The 16,659-nt window shown below is 72.4% G+C and carries 13 protein-coding genes; 3 read left to right on the top strand and 10 right to left on the bottom strand.

The genetic code is table 11. From position 1 onward, the window contains the following. Positions 1 to 348: 348 nt before the first annotated feature. The 5 genes from ACWGH1_RS05665 to ACWGH1_RS05645 all read right to left on the bottom strand — a co-directional run bounded on the left by ACWGH1_RS05665 (position 349) and on the right by ACWGH1_RS05645 (position 6,002). The gene (locus ACWGH1_RS05665; protein ID WP_453356905.1) at positions 349 to 852 is read right to left on the bottom strand and encodes a cupin domain-containing protein; all 504 of its coding nucleotides are present in this window, start codon (positions 850 to 852) and stop codon (positions 349 to 351) included. Positions 853 to 1,128: 276 nt separating this feature from the next. Next, a complete protein-coding gene (locus ACWGH1_RS05660) occupies positions 1,129 to 1,800 on the bottom strand; it encodes an alpha/beta fold hydrolase (RefSeq protein ID WP_453356904.1) in 672 nt (223 codons plus the stop codon). A 403-nt stretch (positions 1,801 to 2,203) separates the two neighbouring features. Then, positions 2,204 to 2,884 carry a DUF6585 family protein gene (locus ACWGH1_RS05655; protein ID WP_453356903.1) on the bottom strand — a complete coding sequence of 227 codons (681 nt, stop codon included), beginning with the start codon at positions 2,882 to 2,884 and terminating at the stop codon, positions 2,204 to 2,206. A gap of 49 nt (positions 2,885 to 2,933) precedes the next feature. Then, positions 2,934 to 3,332 carry a hypothetical protein gene (locus ACWGH1_RS05650; protein WP_453408450.1) on the bottom strand — a complete coding sequence of 133 codons (399 nt, stop codon included), beginning with the start codon at positions 3,330 to 3,332 and terminating at the stop codon, positions 2,934 to 2,936. A gap of 171 nt (positions 3,333 to 3,503) precedes the next feature. Next, positions 3,504 to 6,002 (bottom strand): helix-turn-helix domain-containing protein, encoded by a 2,499-nt coding sequence (locus ACWGH1_RS05645; protein WP_453353563.1) that lies wholly within the window; start codon positions 6,000 to 6,002, stop codon positions 3,504 to 3,506. Between the two features lie 404 nt (positions 6,003 to 6,406). On the opposite strand from ACWGH1_RS05645, the gene ACWGH1_RS05640 reads away from it, so the two are divergent. Continuing rightward, a complete protein-coding gene (locus tag ACWGH1_RS05640) occupies positions 6,407 to 6,826 on the top strand; it encodes a hypothetical protein (RefSeq protein WP_453353564.1) in 420 nt (139 codons plus the stop codon). A gap of 474 nt (positions 6,827 to 7,300) precedes the next feature. On the opposite strand, the gene ACWGH1_RS05635 is transcribed toward ACWGH1_RS05640, so the two are convergent. Further along, positions 7,301 to 7,882 (bottom strand): hypothetical protein, encoded by a 582-nt coding sequence (locus ACWGH1_RS05635; RefSeq protein WP_453353565.1) that lies wholly within the window; start codon positions 7,880 to 7,882, stop codon positions 7,301 to 7,303. A 38-nt stretch (positions 7,883 to 7,920) separates the two neighbouring features. Then, positions 7,921 to 8,328 (bottom strand): hypothetical protein, encoded by a 408-nt coding sequence (locus ACWGH1_RS05630; RefSeq protein ID WP_453353566.1) that lies wholly within the window; start codon positions 8,326 to 8,328, stop codon positions 7,921 to 7,923. A 378-nt stretch (positions 8,329 to 8,706) separates the two neighbouring features. On the opposite strand from ACWGH1_RS05630, the gene ACWGH1_RS05625 reads away from it, so the two are divergent. Next, complete coding sequence (locus ACWGH1_RS05625) at positions 8,707 to 9,372, top strand: hypothetical protein (protein ID WP_453353567.1); 666 nt, start codon at positions 8,707 to 8,709, stop codon at positions 9,370 to 9,372. Between the two features lie 1,327 nt (positions 9,373 to 10,699). On the opposite strand, the gene ACWGH1_RS05620 is transcribed toward ACWGH1_RS05625, so the two are convergent. From ACWGH1_RS05620 to ACWGH1_RS05610, 3 genes are all read right to left on the bottom strand, one after another. Continuing rightward, complete coding sequence (locus ACWGH1_RS05620) at positions 10,700 to 11,167, bottom strand: molybdopterin-dependent oxidoreductase (RefSeq protein ID WP_453353568.1); 468 nt, start codon at positions 11,165 to 11,167, stop codon at positions 10,700 to 10,702. An 83-nt stretch (positions 11,168 to 11,250) separates the two neighbouring features. Beyond that, positions 11,251 to 14,034 carry a molybdopterin-dependent oxidoreductase gene (locus ACWGH1_RS05615; protein WP_453353569.1) on the bottom strand — a complete coding sequence of 928 codons (2,784 nt, stop codon included), beginning with the start codon at positions 14,032 to 14,034 and terminating at the stop codon, positions 11,251 to 11,253. Continuing rightward, the gene (locus ACWGH1_RS05610; protein ID WP_453353570.1) at positions 14,031 to 14,894 is read right to left on the bottom strand and encodes an FAD binding domain-containing protein; all 864 of its coding nucleotides are present in this window, start codon (positions 14,892 to 14,894) and stop codon (positions 14,031 to 14,033) included. The genes ACWGH1_RS05615 and ACWGH1_RS05610 overlap by 4 nt, the downstream gene beginning before the upstream one ends. 234 nt (positions 14,895 to 15,128) lie before the next feature. Between ACWGH1_RS05610 and ACWGH1_RS05605 the strand changes: the two genes are divergently transcribed. Beyond that, complete coding sequence (locus ACWGH1_RS05605) at positions 15,129 to 16,607, top strand: PucR family transcriptional regulator (protein ID WP_453408449.1); 1,479 nt, start codon at positions 15,129 to 15,131, stop codon at positions 16,605 to 16,607. Positions 16,608 to 16,659 lie beyond the last annotated feature (52 nt).

The raw sequence follows: 16,659 nt of genomic DNA, 5'->3' as shown, positions 1-16,659 counted from the left end.
CCACCCGGTACGACAAGACCGCCCAGTCCTACCAAGCAGCCGTCACCCTCGCATCACTGCTGATGTGGGCGTGACACTTTGACGACAACTCCTAGTGGGTCCAGGGGGCTGCCGCACCCGCACGACACCCGTGCGCGCCTGCTGGGGCTGACCGAGGCCGGCCGGGCCGCCACCCGCGCCGCGGACCGGGCCGCCAAGGCCGCCGTCGCCCCCTGGCGGGCGGCACTTGGCGAAGCTCGCTTCGGTGAACTCGTCGTGGACCTGGCCAGGCTCACGCCACCGGGGCCCGATCCGCCCCACCTGGTGAGCGCGGCGCCCCCTGCGCCGCCGGCAGGCCCGGCGGGTTCCTCAGGGGCGCCGTTCCTCGTAGTCGATGTGGTGTCGGGCGGCGATGGGGTTGATCTTCGCCGGGTCCAGTTCCCCACCGGTGAGGACGGTCGGGCCTGCCTCGATCAGGTCCTCGACGTAGCATTCCCAGCCGCCCGGGGAGGAGATCTGCAGGACGCGCGGCGGCAGGTCGGAGGCGCGGCGCAGGGCGTGCGGGACGCCACGGGGCAGCAGGGCGAAGGTCCCTTGCGGCGCGGAGTGGGTCCGGTCGTCGAACTCGATGGCGAGCGCTCCTTCGAGGACGTAGACGCACTCGTCGGCCCGGTGGTGGACGTGGCGCGGAATGTCCTTCACCAGCGTCACTTCGAGGAGCGACAGCCGCCCTTCGGTGTCGGCCGTGGTGGCCTTGACCGCGAAGGCGGGTGGCAGCGGTACGCGGCCCGGCCGGACGGCACCGGGTTCCAGCAGGATGAAGCGGTCCTCGTCCTTGGTCGCTCCGGCCTTGCGCGGGAACGCAGTGTTCACCCCTGACTCCGGTATCCGGGAGCTTGGAGTGCCAAAGGTGTTCGTCATGGTTGCGCTCCCTCGTGTCGGCCGGTTCGGCGGCTTCATCTCCCTGACGGACCGGCGTGCCGAAATGTGACGGGCTGCACGGGTCAGCGGATGAGGGCGGGGCCCGGTCCGTGGGGGAAGGACCTGCTGGGCCCCCTTCCCCCGGAGAGGCTCCGGATTGACGAAGCGCCGACACCGGGTTGGCGCAAGCTGCGTAGCTGCGCCCTGGCTCGCGGGCGAGGCATGACGTCAGTTCTCGCCTGGGCCGGCCAGGATGTCGGCCAGCTCGACAGGGCGGCTGAGTGCCACGCAGTGGCTCGCGGTGATCTCCTCGGGGACCACTCCGAGACGTTCCAGCGCGAGCCGGCGCAGGAAGCCGGGAGGGAGGAAGCGGTCCTCGGTGCACAGTACGAACCGGGTCGGTACGCTCGGCCAGGCGTCGAGCGGCCACGGCCGGGCCGACGCGGCAGCCGACGGGTGGGCCCGTTCCTTGCTCATCGCTTCCTCGGCGACTTCGCGGGGCACGTCGTGGTAGAACGCGACGAAGGGGTCGTTGTTTCCGGTAAGGCCGCCGTCCCTGGCGGCCTGGCGCCGCACGGCCTCGGTGTAGCCGGTGTTGTTCCACCACTGGGCCGGTGATTCGCCCGGCGCGGGGATCATTCCGGCAACCAGGATCAGCGAGGCGACCGGACGACGCACGGCGACCAGAGGTGCGGTGAATGCGCCGAACGACTGCCCCACGACCACGAGGTCTTGGCGGTCGGCGACCGCCTCGACCACGGCGTCGGCGTAGTCGTCGAGCGTCACCGAGTCGTCACCGCCCGGAAGGTCCGGAGCGACCACGCCGTGCCCGCGCGCCCGGAGCTCCGTTTCGACCAGGTGCCAGTACCAGCCGACGTCGCCGGCACCGTGGATGAGCACGAACGTCTTCTTCGGTTTCCGGCGCTGTCGCGGCATAACATCCTCTGACCGGCCCGCCGGCCTTCGGCTCGTACGGAGCATGGAGCAGCCCTCGTCCGGATCCGTCCCGCAACCAGGACTTGGAGGGGCGGGCACTCTCGGTGGCCGTCAGGCCCGTCTCGTACATGAAGCAGCTCAGGGAACCGCTCACCTCGTGCAATCATCCACGAGACACGGCGTAGCCGATGTCGTGGAGCAGGACACGAAGCACTTCACCACCCGGCTGGACCCGCTGGCCGCGGGCGCAGGGCTCGCCGCGTGCACTCTCGCCGATGCAGCTGGAACCGAGCGGAGGAGCAGGGGTCGCCGTCTATCCGCAGGCGCGGTGCGCGCGTCGCCGGTCGTCCGTGTCGCCCGCGTACCGTCAGGCCGTGAGGCGGTGGCACAGCTGCAGGAACAGGTCCGGGTTGGCGATGTTGTCCATGTGTGCGCTGTCCACGGTGGTGCGCTTCTGGGGGCTCTTGAAGATCAGCGTGCCGTCGAACGTACGGATCTCGGTGATGTCCGACCAAGCGCTGGAGTACCTACGGCCCGTGACACGGTGGCGATCCGCCTTGTACGCGCCGAAGTCCACCGTCTCGCCGCGTTCGATGGCACTGATGACCATGGGCAGTTGCGTCCGCGTGACGGCCTGCATCATGTGCGCGCCCCAGACCTCCGGCCACAGGAAGAGGGCGCCCTGCACCACCGACGTGATGCCGAGGAACTGCTTCTCCTCCTTGAGGAAGACCCGCAGGCCCGGGCCGATGTTCACCGCCGCGCCGTGCGGGTCCAGCAGCGTGTACCGGGCGTCCCAGGGGACGCCGTTGCGCGTGCTCAAGTACCGCAGGATCCGCACCGTCCGCCAGTCGTACGCGGCCCGGAACCCCTCGGGGCCCGTCACCACCGTGCCACCGTCGTAGAGGTAGAGGCGCGACGCGTTGTGCTTGCGGACCAGGCGGCTGGACTTGCACCGGAACGTCTGCCGCCACGTGCCGAGCCCGCGTTCGGCCGCCAGCGCAGCGGCCTCGTCGGTCGGCTGCTCGTGGGTGTCCTTCTCTTCCATGTCTTCTCCTGCACCTGTGAAGGGTCGGCGGAACGGCGTCCCGTCCGGGTCAGCCCGCCGCGGCGAAGGCCGCTTCGAGTCGGGGGATGTAGTCGGCGAAGTCCGGCACCCAGCACCCGTAGTTGTGGCCGCCGTCGCAGGCCGGGGCCAGCGAGGCGCCGTTGCCGTAGTCGACGAGGCGGCCGGCGGTGCCCAGTTGGTCCAGGCGGGTCTTGACGGTGTGGGAAGCCGCCGCGGTGTGGACGTCGACGACGTCGTTGTCGCCGGTATGGGGCGTGATACCGGTAGACGTACGGGCCGTGGCCGGCGCACTGCCCGGAACCGGACGACGACGAGCTCGCCGCGCACCGGGCGCCCGCGAGGTTGAGTTCGGTGGCCAGGACGGCCCCGCGGTCCTGCCACATGCCGAAGTCGATGCCTCGGACCAGGTGAGGCGCAGGGACGTCATCGGGAGCCTTTCGTCGGGGTGGGCTCGCGGCGCGGTGGGCCGCCGCGAGCCGGACGTCCCGATGCTGGTGTCCCCGTACGTCCGGACAACAGGCCAGGCGACCGGCCATTGGTGACCGGCGGTCGGTGACCGGCCGAAGAGTGACCGGCCGAAGAGTGACCGGCCGGTCGGCTACGGGGCGCCGGTCGAAGGGGGCGTGAACGCGGCCGGTGCGAAGTCCCGGTGCCGGCGGCGGTAGGCGTGTCCGAGGTGGTGCTGCAGCCGGACGTGCCGGAACTGGTACACGGCTCCGGTCTGGCGCAGCACTCCGCGCCGGTAGGCGTCGTCCAGGAACGCGGCGGGGTCCCAGGGGAGCCGCCCGGTCAAGGGCAGCCAGACCCGTGCGAGCACGACCCATTGGCCCCAGGCGGTGAACGTGAGCACGTAGGAGGCGGCGCCGCCCAGGCCACCGACCGCGCCGATGAACAGTCCGTCCCGCGGCTCCCAGTTCAGCGGTCCCATGAAGCCCCGGAGCAGATCGACGACCAGGTACCCGCCGAGGGCGATGGCCGGGCCGAGCGCCACGGCCAGGATGAGGAACCGTCGGCCCGCCGTCGTACGGTTGGCGGCCAGCAGACTTACGGGGGTGGCGGCCGTGGTGACGTCGACGGGTGCCTCGAGCGCGGTCATGAGCCCGAGGACGAGGGCGGCGGCCGAGCCGAAGATCAGCCCGAGAACCGCCATGTTGATCACGGTGCCTTCCACGACGTGCGGGTCGATGAGCCGTGATCCGGCGGCCAGCGCGCGTTGGAGTGTGAGGGCACAGGCGCATCCGATGCCCATGACGGCTCCGCCGATCAGGCCCTGGCCGAACCGGGCGGCGAAGGTGCGCAGGGGTCGGCGGCCGAGATCGTCGTGCGCGGCGCGCAGTGTCATCCGTACGCGGGACGGCTCGAAGGCGGCCCCGCCGCGGGATCTGTCCGCCATCGCGTAGACGGCGCCGAAGCCGAGGCCCGCGGCCGGTCCCATGAGACTGCCCTGCAACAGGATCTCGCCGAGGGAGAGCGTGGTGAGCAGCAGACCGACCAGCCAGTCGCTCAGGGTGACGCTCAGGGCGGTGGCCAGGAAGAAGGCCAGGGTCCGCGCCGGCCGGGAGAGGGAATCGCCGAGCTGCCACCACGCGAGGTCCTGGCGCTCGCGGTCCAGGCGGCCGAGGTGGTGGGCGAGGTGGCCGAGCCAGTGTTCGGCCCGCGCGGGATGGGCGTACGGGGCCCTGGGCTGCCGGCCGGCCGCGTCCCGTTCCGGGGCACGGTGCCGGTAGACCGCGGGTACGAATCCGGCCAGCAGGTGTTCGTCCAGGCTCTTCACCGAGGGGAACCGGGCGGCGTCCAGCAGCTCGGCGGGATCCCGGTCGGGCGCCTCGCTGTACAGGGTGCGGGCGAGGATGACCATGAGCGGGGTGGTCAGGACCGTGGCGAGGTGGTGGGTGCGGACCGGGTCGCGGCGCGTCCGCAGTTCCGTGAGGACCACGTTCCAGGGCGAGGCGGATGGGTCAGCGCTGGTGCGGGTGGTGCGGGGCAGGTAATCGGCGACGTCGTCCAGGGTCAGGTCGGTGAGCTCGATGCCCTCCGCCCAGAAGAGCGGCGCGTGCGCCTCGCGGACCGCTTCGGCGTACTCGTCGCGCCGACTGGTCAGGACGAACGGTGCGGAGGTCGCGTTGAGCGCGTCCAAGGCTTCGTGCCGCAGGCCTTCGGCGATCTCGTCGAACCCGTCCAGAACCGGCAGGACGAGGTCGGTGTCGACCAGCACGGCGGCCAGGGTCGCCCCGCCGGAGCTGCGGCGGGCCAGGTGCGGGTGGTCGCGCAGCAGCAGGCCGATCAGCCAGTCGCGTAGTGCGGTGGTCGAGGGGTCCCAGGAGCCGAGGCTGAAGATGACCGGCACGCGCCGGTGCGGAGCCGGGCTTTCGAGTACGTCCAGGAGGTCCAGGACGAGTCTGATCGTCAGGATGGACTTGCCCGAGCCGGCCCGGCCGAGGATCACCAGCCGTCCGGACGGGATCCGCTGGTAGACCTCGGCCATGCTCCGCAGGTCGCCGTCCAGGTCCACCGCACGCGGAACCTCGCCCGGCCCGAGGCGCTGGATGTTCTCCGCCCGGTCGGTCAGATCGGCGGGCGCCGGCTTCCACCGTACGGGCAGCGGGAACGGATCGTGGACGTGGCGTTGCGCCTCCTCGCGGCGCCAGCGGCGGCGGACCTCCGTCGCCAGCTCGTGCGCCGCGTCGGCCAGCGCGTCGTGGAGGGGCGGCCGGCAGGGTGGAGGCTCCGCGGGGCCGTAGCCGGGACCACCGCCGGTGCCGGCTATGGAGCGCGGTGCCGATCCGGCGCCCTGCCCCGGTATGGGGAGGGCTTCCGGTACGGCCGCGGGCTGCCGGGCTGCCGTACCGGCTCCCGCTCCCGCTCGGGCGGCGGCGGGGCCGGCGAGAGCGGTCGCCAGGCGCAGGCGTCCCCCTTCGTCCAGCCCGAGCGCGTCCGCGAGCAGGTTCACCGTCCCCATCCGATGGTTGGTGGACCTGCCGCTCTCCAGCCGGCGGATGGTACGCACGCTGACCCCGGACCGTTCGGCAACCTGCTCCTGCGTCAGGTTCGCCGCGTCGCGCAGCTCGCGTAACAACGTGCCGAGGTCCTCTGTCATCCAGCATCTCTCCTGACCCACCAGAACGAACGGCGATGAGCCTACCCGTGACCGCCGGTCACGAATGGCCGGGTGCGTGACCTGTGCAGCCGCCCTGGCCGGGACCACTCTCGTGGTCGGCACCCCACCCCTACGGAAGGGAGGGAGCCGACGTGGCCAACCGCTACTGGTGCGGGGAGTGCGGCTTCAAGACGCCGTGGCTCGAACGGTCCGAAGGGCTCAGACGCCAGATCGAGCACTACGCCCGCAAGCACCCCGGCACCCCGCCAGGGGGCCAGGTCGAAACCCGAAGGCGCCCGGCCGGCGCCGTCGAAGGCCTGCGGGCCCTGGCGAGCAACCTCCGGGGAAATCCGCGCCGCCCACCACAGACCACAACCAAACCGCACGACAAGGGAGTTCGACCCATGAGTGACTTCTCCACGCAACGGAGGCGGCCCGGATCGGCCACCGCCGCGGGTGCCCTGGGCATCGCCTTCGGCATCGTCACCGTCAGCAGCGCGGTGTTCCTGCTGTTGCTCATCACGGACGGGAACGGCTTCGGGCTGTTCGGACTGCCCGTTCTCGCCTTCGGCGTGGGCCTCCTGCGCAACGGAGTCAAGGTCCTTGCCGGGGTGGCCTACTCAGGCGACCGCCTGGGCCGGTTGGCCGGGATACCCGCGGTCCTCGCCTTCCTCGGTATCGGCGGCATGGTGGCGGGGGCCGACTGGAGCCGCGACGAGTCCGTCCCCTCACTGGCCGGATTCGTCATCGCGCTCATCCTGGCCGTACTCCTCATCGTCCTGTGCGACCGCCCGGCGACGAAGGCGTACCTCGACGAGGACTGACCCCCTCCGCGACGTCGCGCGGCCGCGACTACTCACCTTGGCGTCTGGGGCCCGGGACCAACCTCGCGACGCGGCGACCGGGCCCGCGGCGCGGTGGCGCGCCGGACCGGAGGTCGCCGGGGGCCGGCCGTACGCGCTGGGCCTCTACTGGAGCAAGGGGCCGCACCACCGGCTGCTCGCACACGCAACTCCACCTGGTCGAGCGCCACGTCCTCGCCGAGTGGGCCGGCGGATTCCGCCCCCTGTGGGAGCTCCTGCGCGCCCTCCCCCTCGTCCGCCCGCCCGGTTGGCCCCTGACGGACGGCTCTCGTACCTGGAGAGGCCTCGGGCAGCCGCGGCGACGAAAGCAGCGGCGTCGCCATGTCGGGCGCGGCTACGGCTGGGACAAGTGCTCCCGCACAGGGCCGGCCGACTCGGCCGGGCCCCGGGCGCCGGGGTGTCCAGGGAAGGCGGTGGGGGCTTCCCTGCGAGGGGTCAGCCGATGCGGACGGTGATCTCGGGGAGGGGTACGTCGGAAAGGTTCAGCTGGAGTCCGGTCACGGTCAGGTAGGTCTGCGAGCCGGTCAAGGCGGAGGTGGTGGACGGGGCCTGGGTCTTCCCGCGCGTGCTCACCAGCAGGTACCAGCCCCCGCGCTTGTAGCTGCGGGAGGCGTCGGGGCGGTCGCCGCTCGGGTTCAGCGTCCAGCCCTGGCGCTCCAGGTCGGCGCAGATCGCGTTCATCTCCGACCGTGCGGCGGTCTTCTCGCGGACGGCCATCCAGCCCGTCCTGTTCGAGTTGGCGTCGGCCGCGACGGTCGGGCGGCCCTGCGCCGGGTCGAGACCCGCCGCGCTGACCGCGGTCCGGATCACCTCGTCCACGGCGTCCCGTGTGAGGGGCGGTGACGTGGACTCCGGTGTGGGCACCGCCGTGGACGGGGACGGCGTGGGCGCGGGCGCGCCCAGGTGGACGCGCCCGTCGTCGGCTATCTGGATGTGGTCCGGCAGGATCACGGCGGCCAGACTCACGATCAAGGTCGTGGCCAGCCCGATCCACACTCTCTTCAACAGCGCGTTCAACGCGAAAACTCCCCCCGAGTGATCAATCAGAGGGAGTCTCACACATACCGCTCGGCGCCCGGCAGCCCTTGACCGTCCTGCGCGGTCAGGAGCAGGACCAGGGCATTGGAGCGGGCGGCGCCGAGCGCGGTTGCCACCGCTTCGGCGGACATGGCGTCGTCGCGCAGCGCGTCGGCGGCCTCCCGGCCGATCCGGGCGGAGATCCGCTCCAGCGCCCGGCGGCGCTCAGCGCGGCCAACGGCGCGTCCGCGGCCGTGGCCGGTCAGCTGCCCGGCCATCGTGATCAGGAGCGCGGCCAGCGGCATGGCAGCATCGCGGACGACGGACAGGAGCGCGGTCCAGTCCGCGAGCGGTCGCGCAAGGTCGACGCCCGCTTCGTTCAGGGCTCGGTCGCCGGCCGCCTCCCGGTCCAGGCGGTACTGAGCCGGGCTGCGCCATCCGCCCACGCACACTGCCCGGAGGGCCTCGCGCGCGGGCGGCCGGCGACCAGGCCGGGGGCGCTGTGGCCCCAGGCCGCCGCCCGGCGCTGCAATCCCTCGAACGAGAGCCGCCCTGCCTCGGCATCCCAGACCTTCGCCCTCGAGGACCGGGCCGTCGGGCAACTGCTGCTCCGCTGCGGCCACCAGGTCCGGGAACGGAGCCGCACGCCAGCACTTCCGGGCCCGGCAGCGCCTGGCGGCCTGCACCAGCATCGACTCGACCGCCCGGTCTTCAGCGTCACCGGGCGCCTCCCTCGCCAGTCGGGCCGGGCAGCCGCGCTCTTTACGTGCCCCGTGCCGTCGCGGTTACCTGGAGCGCACGAGTACGAGCCACGGGGGGCGGGCATGGCGGGCTGGCACGGGGGATGGGCACGCGGGCTCTGGCGGACCGCGGTGGCGCTGGCCGCGCCGCCGCTGACCGCGGCCCTGGCGTTCGGGGTGGCCTGGGAGTCGGCGTACGGGTCGCTGGGCAACTGGGGGTTCCTCCTCGGCGGGCTGCTGCTCCCCCTGGTCCTGCTCGGCTGGCACGCCGCCCTCGCCACCCGGCGCGGAGCCTGGCTCATCGCGCTGTCCGCCCTCCCCGCCGGCCTTGGTGCCATCCTGGCCCTCGCGTCCGTGGGGCACAGCACGCTGGAGGACCGGGGCGTCGAGATCAGCTGCGTCGTGCTGAAGGTCACCGAGCACACCGAGACGGAATCCTCCATGGACGCCGAGGGCCACTGGACCTCCACGACCCGGACGTCGTACGACCACCGCCTGGACTGCCCCGCGGGCGGCCCGGACCACCTGGACACCCCCTCGCGGCTCGCGAAGCAGGGCGAGTCCCTGGCGGTGGTGCACGACCCGCAGGGCAAGGTCTCCCCGCGGGCTGCCGGGGACGTCCACGGCTGGGGCCTGCGCACCGCAGCCGAGGTGGCGGTCGGGACGGCCGTGCTCCTGGGACTGGCCGGCGGAATCCGGGAGGCGTACGAGAAGCGGCGCCGCAGGCCCGGGCGACCGACAGGGCGGTGAAACGCCCGCCCGACGGCGACACCCCTCCAGCGTTCCGCCAGCCCCGTCCGCAGGCGCGACAAACACCCCAGGTGGCCGGAGCCGGGAAGGGTGAAGAGGATCGCGCTGTGGCCGTCGCACTTTTGCTCCGCCGCGAAGCCGCTCGCCAGGACGCCGGAGCCGGGAACGTACTCGAAGGTGTGGACGCCCTCCGCCTCGACCACCACCCCGAAACGCTGACCAGCACCAACACATCCCAGAACACGAAAAGGCGCCTCAGTCCTTGGACCGAGGCGCCACCTGCAACATCCCAGCTCATCGAGCCCTCTGATACCGCAACTGCCCTCCCCCTCAGCGACACCCGTTGCCCACCAGCCGACATGTCAAGGGGGGTTGTAGCGCTCGTACTCGGCGATCGCCTGCCGGAGATCGCCGGGCTCCAGAGAGGGACATCGGGCCATTGGGCGAGCTGCCGGTGAGCGCCCGCCTCCCGGAGGCCGTCCCAGACCACGCCGACGAGCCCGCCCAAGCGCCCCACGGCCGCGGCGCGCTGCGCGAGGTCGTCGGCCATGGCCCGGCCGCCGCTCTCCCGGTACAAGGCGGTGAGGAGCGCCACCACTGGGCGCGGGGGCAGCCCCACGGTGCGCTCCGCTAGCTCCACGCGGTACTGCTGGGGCAAGTCGACGAAGCCGTTCCCGAGGCCGCGGGCGGCTTTGCCGTTCGATCGCCGCGGGCGTGGCGGCCTGGTCCCGGACGGCCAGCCGACGGTAGTCCCGTCCGGGTGGTCCGCGTAGCGCGCGGCGAGACCCTCGATGGGGAAGCGGGGGTGCGTCTTCGCCATCCAGGCGGAGAACGTCCCACCGAGCCGCGCGTACACACGCATCAGGACCTCCTCCGGGGTGTCGGGGTGGTACACGCTCAAGAGGACCTCCACCAGGGGCTTCTCGGTGTGCGCGAACCGGCGCACGAGGTCGGGCGGCAGGTGGGGGCTCTGGGCGGCGGCGCGCCGGAGCAACGGGTGGGCGGGGGAAGCGGCCCGACGCAGCACCGCAGGATCGGCGTGCCCGTCCCGTACCCACTGCACGCCGTCGCCCCTGTCGAAGTCCCCGACCGTGTAGTCGATCGCCATGCGCCGCGTCCCGTCCAGCTCGGGCCTGAGGGAGACTGCGAGCCGTACGGCCTCGTCGGGGTCGACGGCGAGCCGCTCCACGAGGTCGGCGGGCAACGACGGGCTCTCGGCGAGGACCACCAGGTGCGTCCGTCGGCGACGCACCGCTCGGCGTCGGCGCGGACGAGGAGTCCTCGGCGCAGCGCCTCGGCGGCGGACTTCGTGGAGGCGACCGGGATCTCAGGCGGCCGCCCCACTTCCCTGCCGGCCGAGGCCGGGTGGGGACAGCGCGCCGAACCACACGTGTGTGACGGCGCTGACGTAGCGCGCGCCGCACCGGTCCGAGGGCACCACCAGTTGGCAGCCCGCCTCGTCGAGGTCGTCGCCGTCGAGGCGGGTGGCCAGCAGGACCGGGCTGCCGCCGAAGTCGGGGTCCAGCTCGGCCCAGGACAGGACGGTGTGGTGTCCGTCGCCGCCGCTGACGGCGAGCAGGAAGCGGCTTCGGTCCTTGCGCCGCCGGGCGTCGAAGGCCGGGCCCGCGTCCGCGACCACGTCACGGAGCAGGGGACCTTCGAACACATGGTGTTGGGGACCGTTCGTCGCGCAGTCGAAGGTGACCGCGGCCCTGTGCGGTTCCCAGTCCCGCAGGTCGGCGACGCTCAGGGTCGCCGGGTGGTCCAGGTCACCGTGCAGCATGAGTTTGGCCATGCGTACGTCATTCCCGGAGCGCCGCCTCCCGGAACCTCGTCTGCGAGTTTGATAAGCCGATACACCTCGCAGATTTCAGGCATTCATGCACTACTCCCTGGCATCTTCTGATCGCGCTTCCGCCATACGACGTCCCGTGTCACCGGCGTCTCGGTAAAGCGGACACCCGTCGCGTCGCACAGTGCGTTGGCGAAGGCCGGGGCCACCGGGTTGAAGGGGCTCTCGCTCATCGACTTCGCGCCCAGCGGCCCGATCGCGTCCAGCGTCTCCATGAAGTGCACCTCCGTGCGCGGGACGTCCGCGAACTGCGGGAGCCGGTAGCGGCGGAAGGCGGGAGTGGTGACCTCCCCGCGCTCGTCGACCCGCACGATCTCGAAGAGGGTGGCGCCCAGTGCCTGTGCGACTCCGCCCTCTACCTGGCCGCGACACTGCAACGGGTTCATCACCTTGCCGGCGTCCGCCGCGTGGACGCTGCGCAGGATCCTCATCTCGCCCGTGTCCGGGTCGACCGCGAGACGGAACCACTGGGCGTTGAAGGCGACCGAGCGCGGCGAGCCGCCCCAATGTCCGTCCGCCGCCAGCTCCTCCGCCCTGCCTTCGGCGTGCGCGGCCTCGTGCAGCTCCTTGAGGGTGACGAGCCGGCCCGCGCAGTCGAAGCCCTCGGCGGAAAGCTCGCACAGGTGCCGGGCCACCCCGGTGTGGCGGGCGGCGAGGGTCCGGAGCCGCTCCGCGAGGGAACCCGCCGCGATGAGGACCGCCTTGCCCGCCACCACCGTGCCGGCCGAGCCGAAGGCGCCGGTGTCGTGGCGTACGACGTCGGTGTCGGACTGGCGGACGGTGATGCGGTCCACCGTGGTGTTCAGGGCTCCGGCGGTGATCTGCTTGTGCACGGTGGTGGTGCCGTTGCCGAACTCGGCGGTGCCGACCGCGATGTCGTACGTGCCGTCGGAGAGCAGGCTCACCCGCGCGTCGGCGTAGTGGCCGCCGGGCGGGGCGGTGGCGATCATCGCCAGCGCCATGCCCTGCCCGGTGAGCCAGCCCTCGGGGACCTCCTCGTGACTGCGGTCCTCCGCGATCGCCGTGCGCACGATGTCAAGGCACTGCTTGAGGCCGTAGGAGGCGACAAACAGGTCCTCCTCGTGTCCGATCGGGCTGATCATGTGGTCACCGGGGCCGATGACGTTCTTCTCGCGGAAGACGAGCGGGTCGATGCCGAGCCGCCGGGCCAGCTCGTCCATCACCGATTCGAGGGCGAAGGTGACCTGGCCGAGGCCGTAGCCGCGGAAGGCCCCCGCCGGAACGCAGTTGGTGTAGACGCAGTACGCCTCGACCTCCTTGTTCGGGGCCCGGTAGACGGCGAAGGACTCGCCGACGCTGTGGAACATCACGCCCGGACCGTGGTTGCCGTAGGCCCCCGTGTTGGAGAGCACGCGGATGCGCAGGGCGGTGAGGGTGCCGTCCGCCGTCGCCCCGGCCTTGACGGTCACCTTGAAGGGATGACGGGTGGTAGCCCCGTAGAACTGCTCGGCCCGGGTGTATTCGAGTTTCACCGGACGACGCAGCCTGAGGGCGGCGAGAACGACGATGTCCTCGGTGAGCATCTCCTGCTTGCCGCCGAACCCGCCGCCCACGCGGCCCGCGACGACGCGGACCTCCTCCTCCGGCAGGTCGTAGAGCGCGCAGATCGCGCGCCGGGTCAGGAAGGGCGTCTGGGTGGAGGAGCGCACGGTCAGCCGCTCCCCCGAGGAGCCGTCCTCCTTGGGCTCGAAGTACGCGACGCAGCCGTGGGTCTCCAGGCTGGCGTGCTGGACGCGCTGGGTCCGGAACGTCTCCTCGTAGACGACGTCCGCTCGTGCGAACCCCTCCTCCATGTCACCGATCGTGCCGTGTGCCTCGCCGACCACGTTGTTCTGCGGGCGGGCGATGCGGGATTCGGGGCCCTTGGCGTGGATGACGGGCGCGCCGGGCCGCATCGCCTGCTCCGGATCAATGACGTAAGGGAGTTGCTCGTACGTGACGACCACGCGGCGGCAGCCCTCCTCGGCTGCCTGCTCGGTGTCGGCGACAACGGCGGCCACGCGCTGGCCGACGTGCCGCACGACGTCGTCCAGGACGCGGGTGTCCTCCGGGTCCTCGCCGGGGTGCTCGTGGCGGGCGCTCGAATAGAGCCGCTCGGGGGCGTCGTGGTGGGTGAGGACCGCGCGCACGCCGGGCACCCGGAGCGCGTCGGCGGTGTCGATGGAGACGATCCGGGCGTGCGGGTGCGGGGAGCGCAGCAGCTTCATGTGGAGCAGCCCGGGCACTTCGATGTCGAAGGTGTAGCGGGCGGTGCCGGTGACCACCTGCGGCCCGGCGGGGGCGCCGAGGTTCTTGCCCACGGCCTGGCCCGCGCAAGGGCGTTCGGTGTGCTTGACCCCGCGCACGGCATCCTCGATGGCGCGGTAGCCCGTACAGCGGCAGATGTTGCCCTTGAAGGCGCGGGGCAGGTCGTCGAGCTTGCCGTCGTCGTGTTCGGTGCCCTGCTCGGCCTGCAGCGCGGCCGTGGTCATCAGGAAGCCCGCCGTGCAGAAGCCGCACTGGAATCCCTGGGCGTCCAGGAACTGCCGCTGCACCGAGTGGAGTTCGCCACCGGTTCCGGCGAGGCCCTCGACGGTGGTGATGGAGCGGCCGTCGGCGCGGACGGCCGGGTAGAGGCAGCTGTGCACGGGCCGGCCGTCGACGTGGACGGTGCAGGCGCCGCAATCGCCCTGGTCGCAACCCTTCTTCACACCGAACCAGCCGCGCTCGCGCAGGTAGGTCCGCAGGCACTGGCCGGCCCGGGGCTCGTCCTCGAAGCGCCGCCTGTTGATCTCGATCTCGAAGCTCATCGCGATCCCTCCACGGGAGTCTCCACGGGGCGGCCCAAGGTCCTTTCCAGGGATGTCAGCTCGCGGCGGACCTCCTCGGCCAGGCGCAGGGCCATGTGCCTCCTCCAGTCGGGCAGGCCGTGGATGTCGTCGAACCATTCACCGGGCCGGACGGCGCCGTCGATCGCCTCGCGCAGCTCGGCGGCGTTGGGCGGCAGCGCGAACCAGAAGCGGAACGGGCGGGTGGTCGCGGCGCTCACGGTGACGGCGAGGGAGCCGTCCGCCGGGTCGGACACCCCGATGACGAGGGCGCCGGAGCGGCCGAGCCCGTACAGCGAGGCCTGCCGGAAGGCGGTACGGGAGGCGAGCGTGCGTGCGGGCAGGCGGACGGAGCGCAGCAGCTCGCCCTCGCGCAGGTTCTTGACGCCGGGCCCCAGGACGAAGTCCGCGACCGGCAGGCGGCGGGTGGCGCCGTCCAGGCCCTGCAGGAGGACCGTGCCGTCGAGCGCGGCGGTGAGGGAGATCATCGGTCCGGCGGGCAGGCCGTTGCAGAGGTTGCCGCCCACGGTCGCCATGTTCCAGACCTTGAAGCTGGCCAGGAACGCCCGGCAGCACTGCTCGAAGAGCGGGGCGGCGCTCGCGGGCAGGGTCCGGCCGAACCGCGACAGCTCGGTGATGGTGCACGTGGCGGAGATGTCGAGCGAACCGTCGGGCTGCCATGACAGGGGCGGCCAGCCCATCCGGGACAGGTCGACGAGGCGGCGGACGTGCGGTTGCGGCTCGGAGAAGAGGTACGTGCCGCCGCCGAGCCAGGCGTCACCGGGACGCCAGGGTTCGCGGCGTCGCGCGTCGCGCACGTCGAGCACCGTGTTGAGATCCATTTCCGGCCACCAGTCTTTCCGGCCCGACGACGGAGAACCGCGGGTTCCCGCCAGTGAAGCAACGCGAGGAGGCCGGAACGACTGGTCCCGGCCACGGAATCGCACAGCCCTCGGGGCATCGGCCTTGGTTGATCAACCAAGAGGTCATCCGGTGGCTCAAGCTTGCATTTACGATGGCGTTCCTCGTATTCACCTGGCGAATGTGGGGCGCCGCCCACCGCAAGGAGTCCCGTCATGCACGTCCTCGACCTGCTCCAGTCCGACAGCCTCGGCCTCACCCTGCTGTGGGGCGAGGAACCACTTCTCGGCCAGGACATCATTGGAGTCACCGCCACCGACCTCGAAGACCCGGGCCGCTTTCTGGGCCCCGGGGAGCTCGTCCTCAGCGGACTGGTGTGGTGGGGCGCAGGCGGTCCGGCGAAGGCGGACCGTTTCGTGGCCGCCCTCGCCGGGGCCGGGGTCACCGCCCTGCTGGCCGGCGAGGAGACCCACGGACGGGTTCCCGACGAGCTCGTCGCCGCCTGCCGGGCCCACCGGGTGCCCGTCGCGGCCGTGCCGGCGACCACCAGTTTCCGGTCCGTGACCGAGGCGGTGTACCTGCGCCAGTGGGGCGACCTCAGCCGCCGCCCGACCCGCAACCGGGTCTTCGCGCTGCCCGAGATCGTGCGCGGCGAGCTGAGCCGGCTGCTGGCGAGCGGCGCCGGACCCGCCGAACTGCTCGACCGGGCCTGCGCCCACCTGGGCCCGGTGCCCTGCTACCTGCTCACCGCGAGCGGCCGCACGGTGGCCCGCACTCCGTCCGCGCCCGCCATGTCCGCCCGGCAGGCCGGGGCGGCGCCCGCGCGGGGCGGGGTCTCACTGCGGATCGAGGCCGCGAGCTCCCCGTACGACGCCTGGCAGTTGTACGTCCCCGAAGCGGACGCGGCGCCGCCCCGGGTGCTCCATGAGATCGCCGAGGTCCTCGCCCAGTACCGCGACGAACGGACTCGCCGGCGGGCCGCCGCCGGCGGAATCCCGGCGCAGGCGTTGTTCGACCTCCTGGAGGGCGAGGCTCCAGTCGACGCCGGCGCGTTGGAGGACGCGCTCGGCGCCGCCGGGCTGCCGGCGGGCGGCCGGTACCGCGTGCTCGCCGCTACCTCGGGCGACGCGCTGGCCGAGGCGCTGGCCCACCTGGAGGGGGCCCGGTACGCAGTGGAAGGGACGACGGCGGTGCTCCACGAGGCACCGCACGCGAAGGATGCCGCAACGCCGGACCCGACGGCCCTGCTCCGCCCGGTGTGGCCGCTGCTCCAGGCCTGCGCGGACCCCAAGGCGGACCTGCGCCTGGGCATCGGCGCGCGGGCCACCGCGACCGAGGAGCTGCGCGCGTCGCTGGGGCAGGCCCGGTTCGCCCTTAGGGCGGCGGACCGGGAGGTGCCGGTGCGGGGAGTCGAGCAGTTGGGGACGCTGGAGGACCTGCTGGCGGGGGTGCCGTGCGAGGTGCGGAGTGTGTTCGGGGCCCGGACCTTGGGAGCCCTGGGGGACGGGATGCTGCGCGAGACCCTGGAGGTGTTCCTGGCCCACAACTGCTCGTGGACGCGTACGGCAGAAGCCCTGCACCTGCACGTGAACACGGTCCACTACCGGATCGAGCGGGTGCAGGCCCTCACCGGCCGGGACCTCACCCGCCTCGACCACAAGGTCGACCTGTACGCGGCGCTGCGCTGCGGCTGACGGGCCGTCGTGGGACGCGGCGCGCGGTGCCCGGGACGCGAACCGCAGCCGT

The organism is Streptomyces sp. NPDC054883, assembly GCF_053610645.1.
This window is presented reverse-complemented; position numbering and strand designations above follow the sequence as displayed.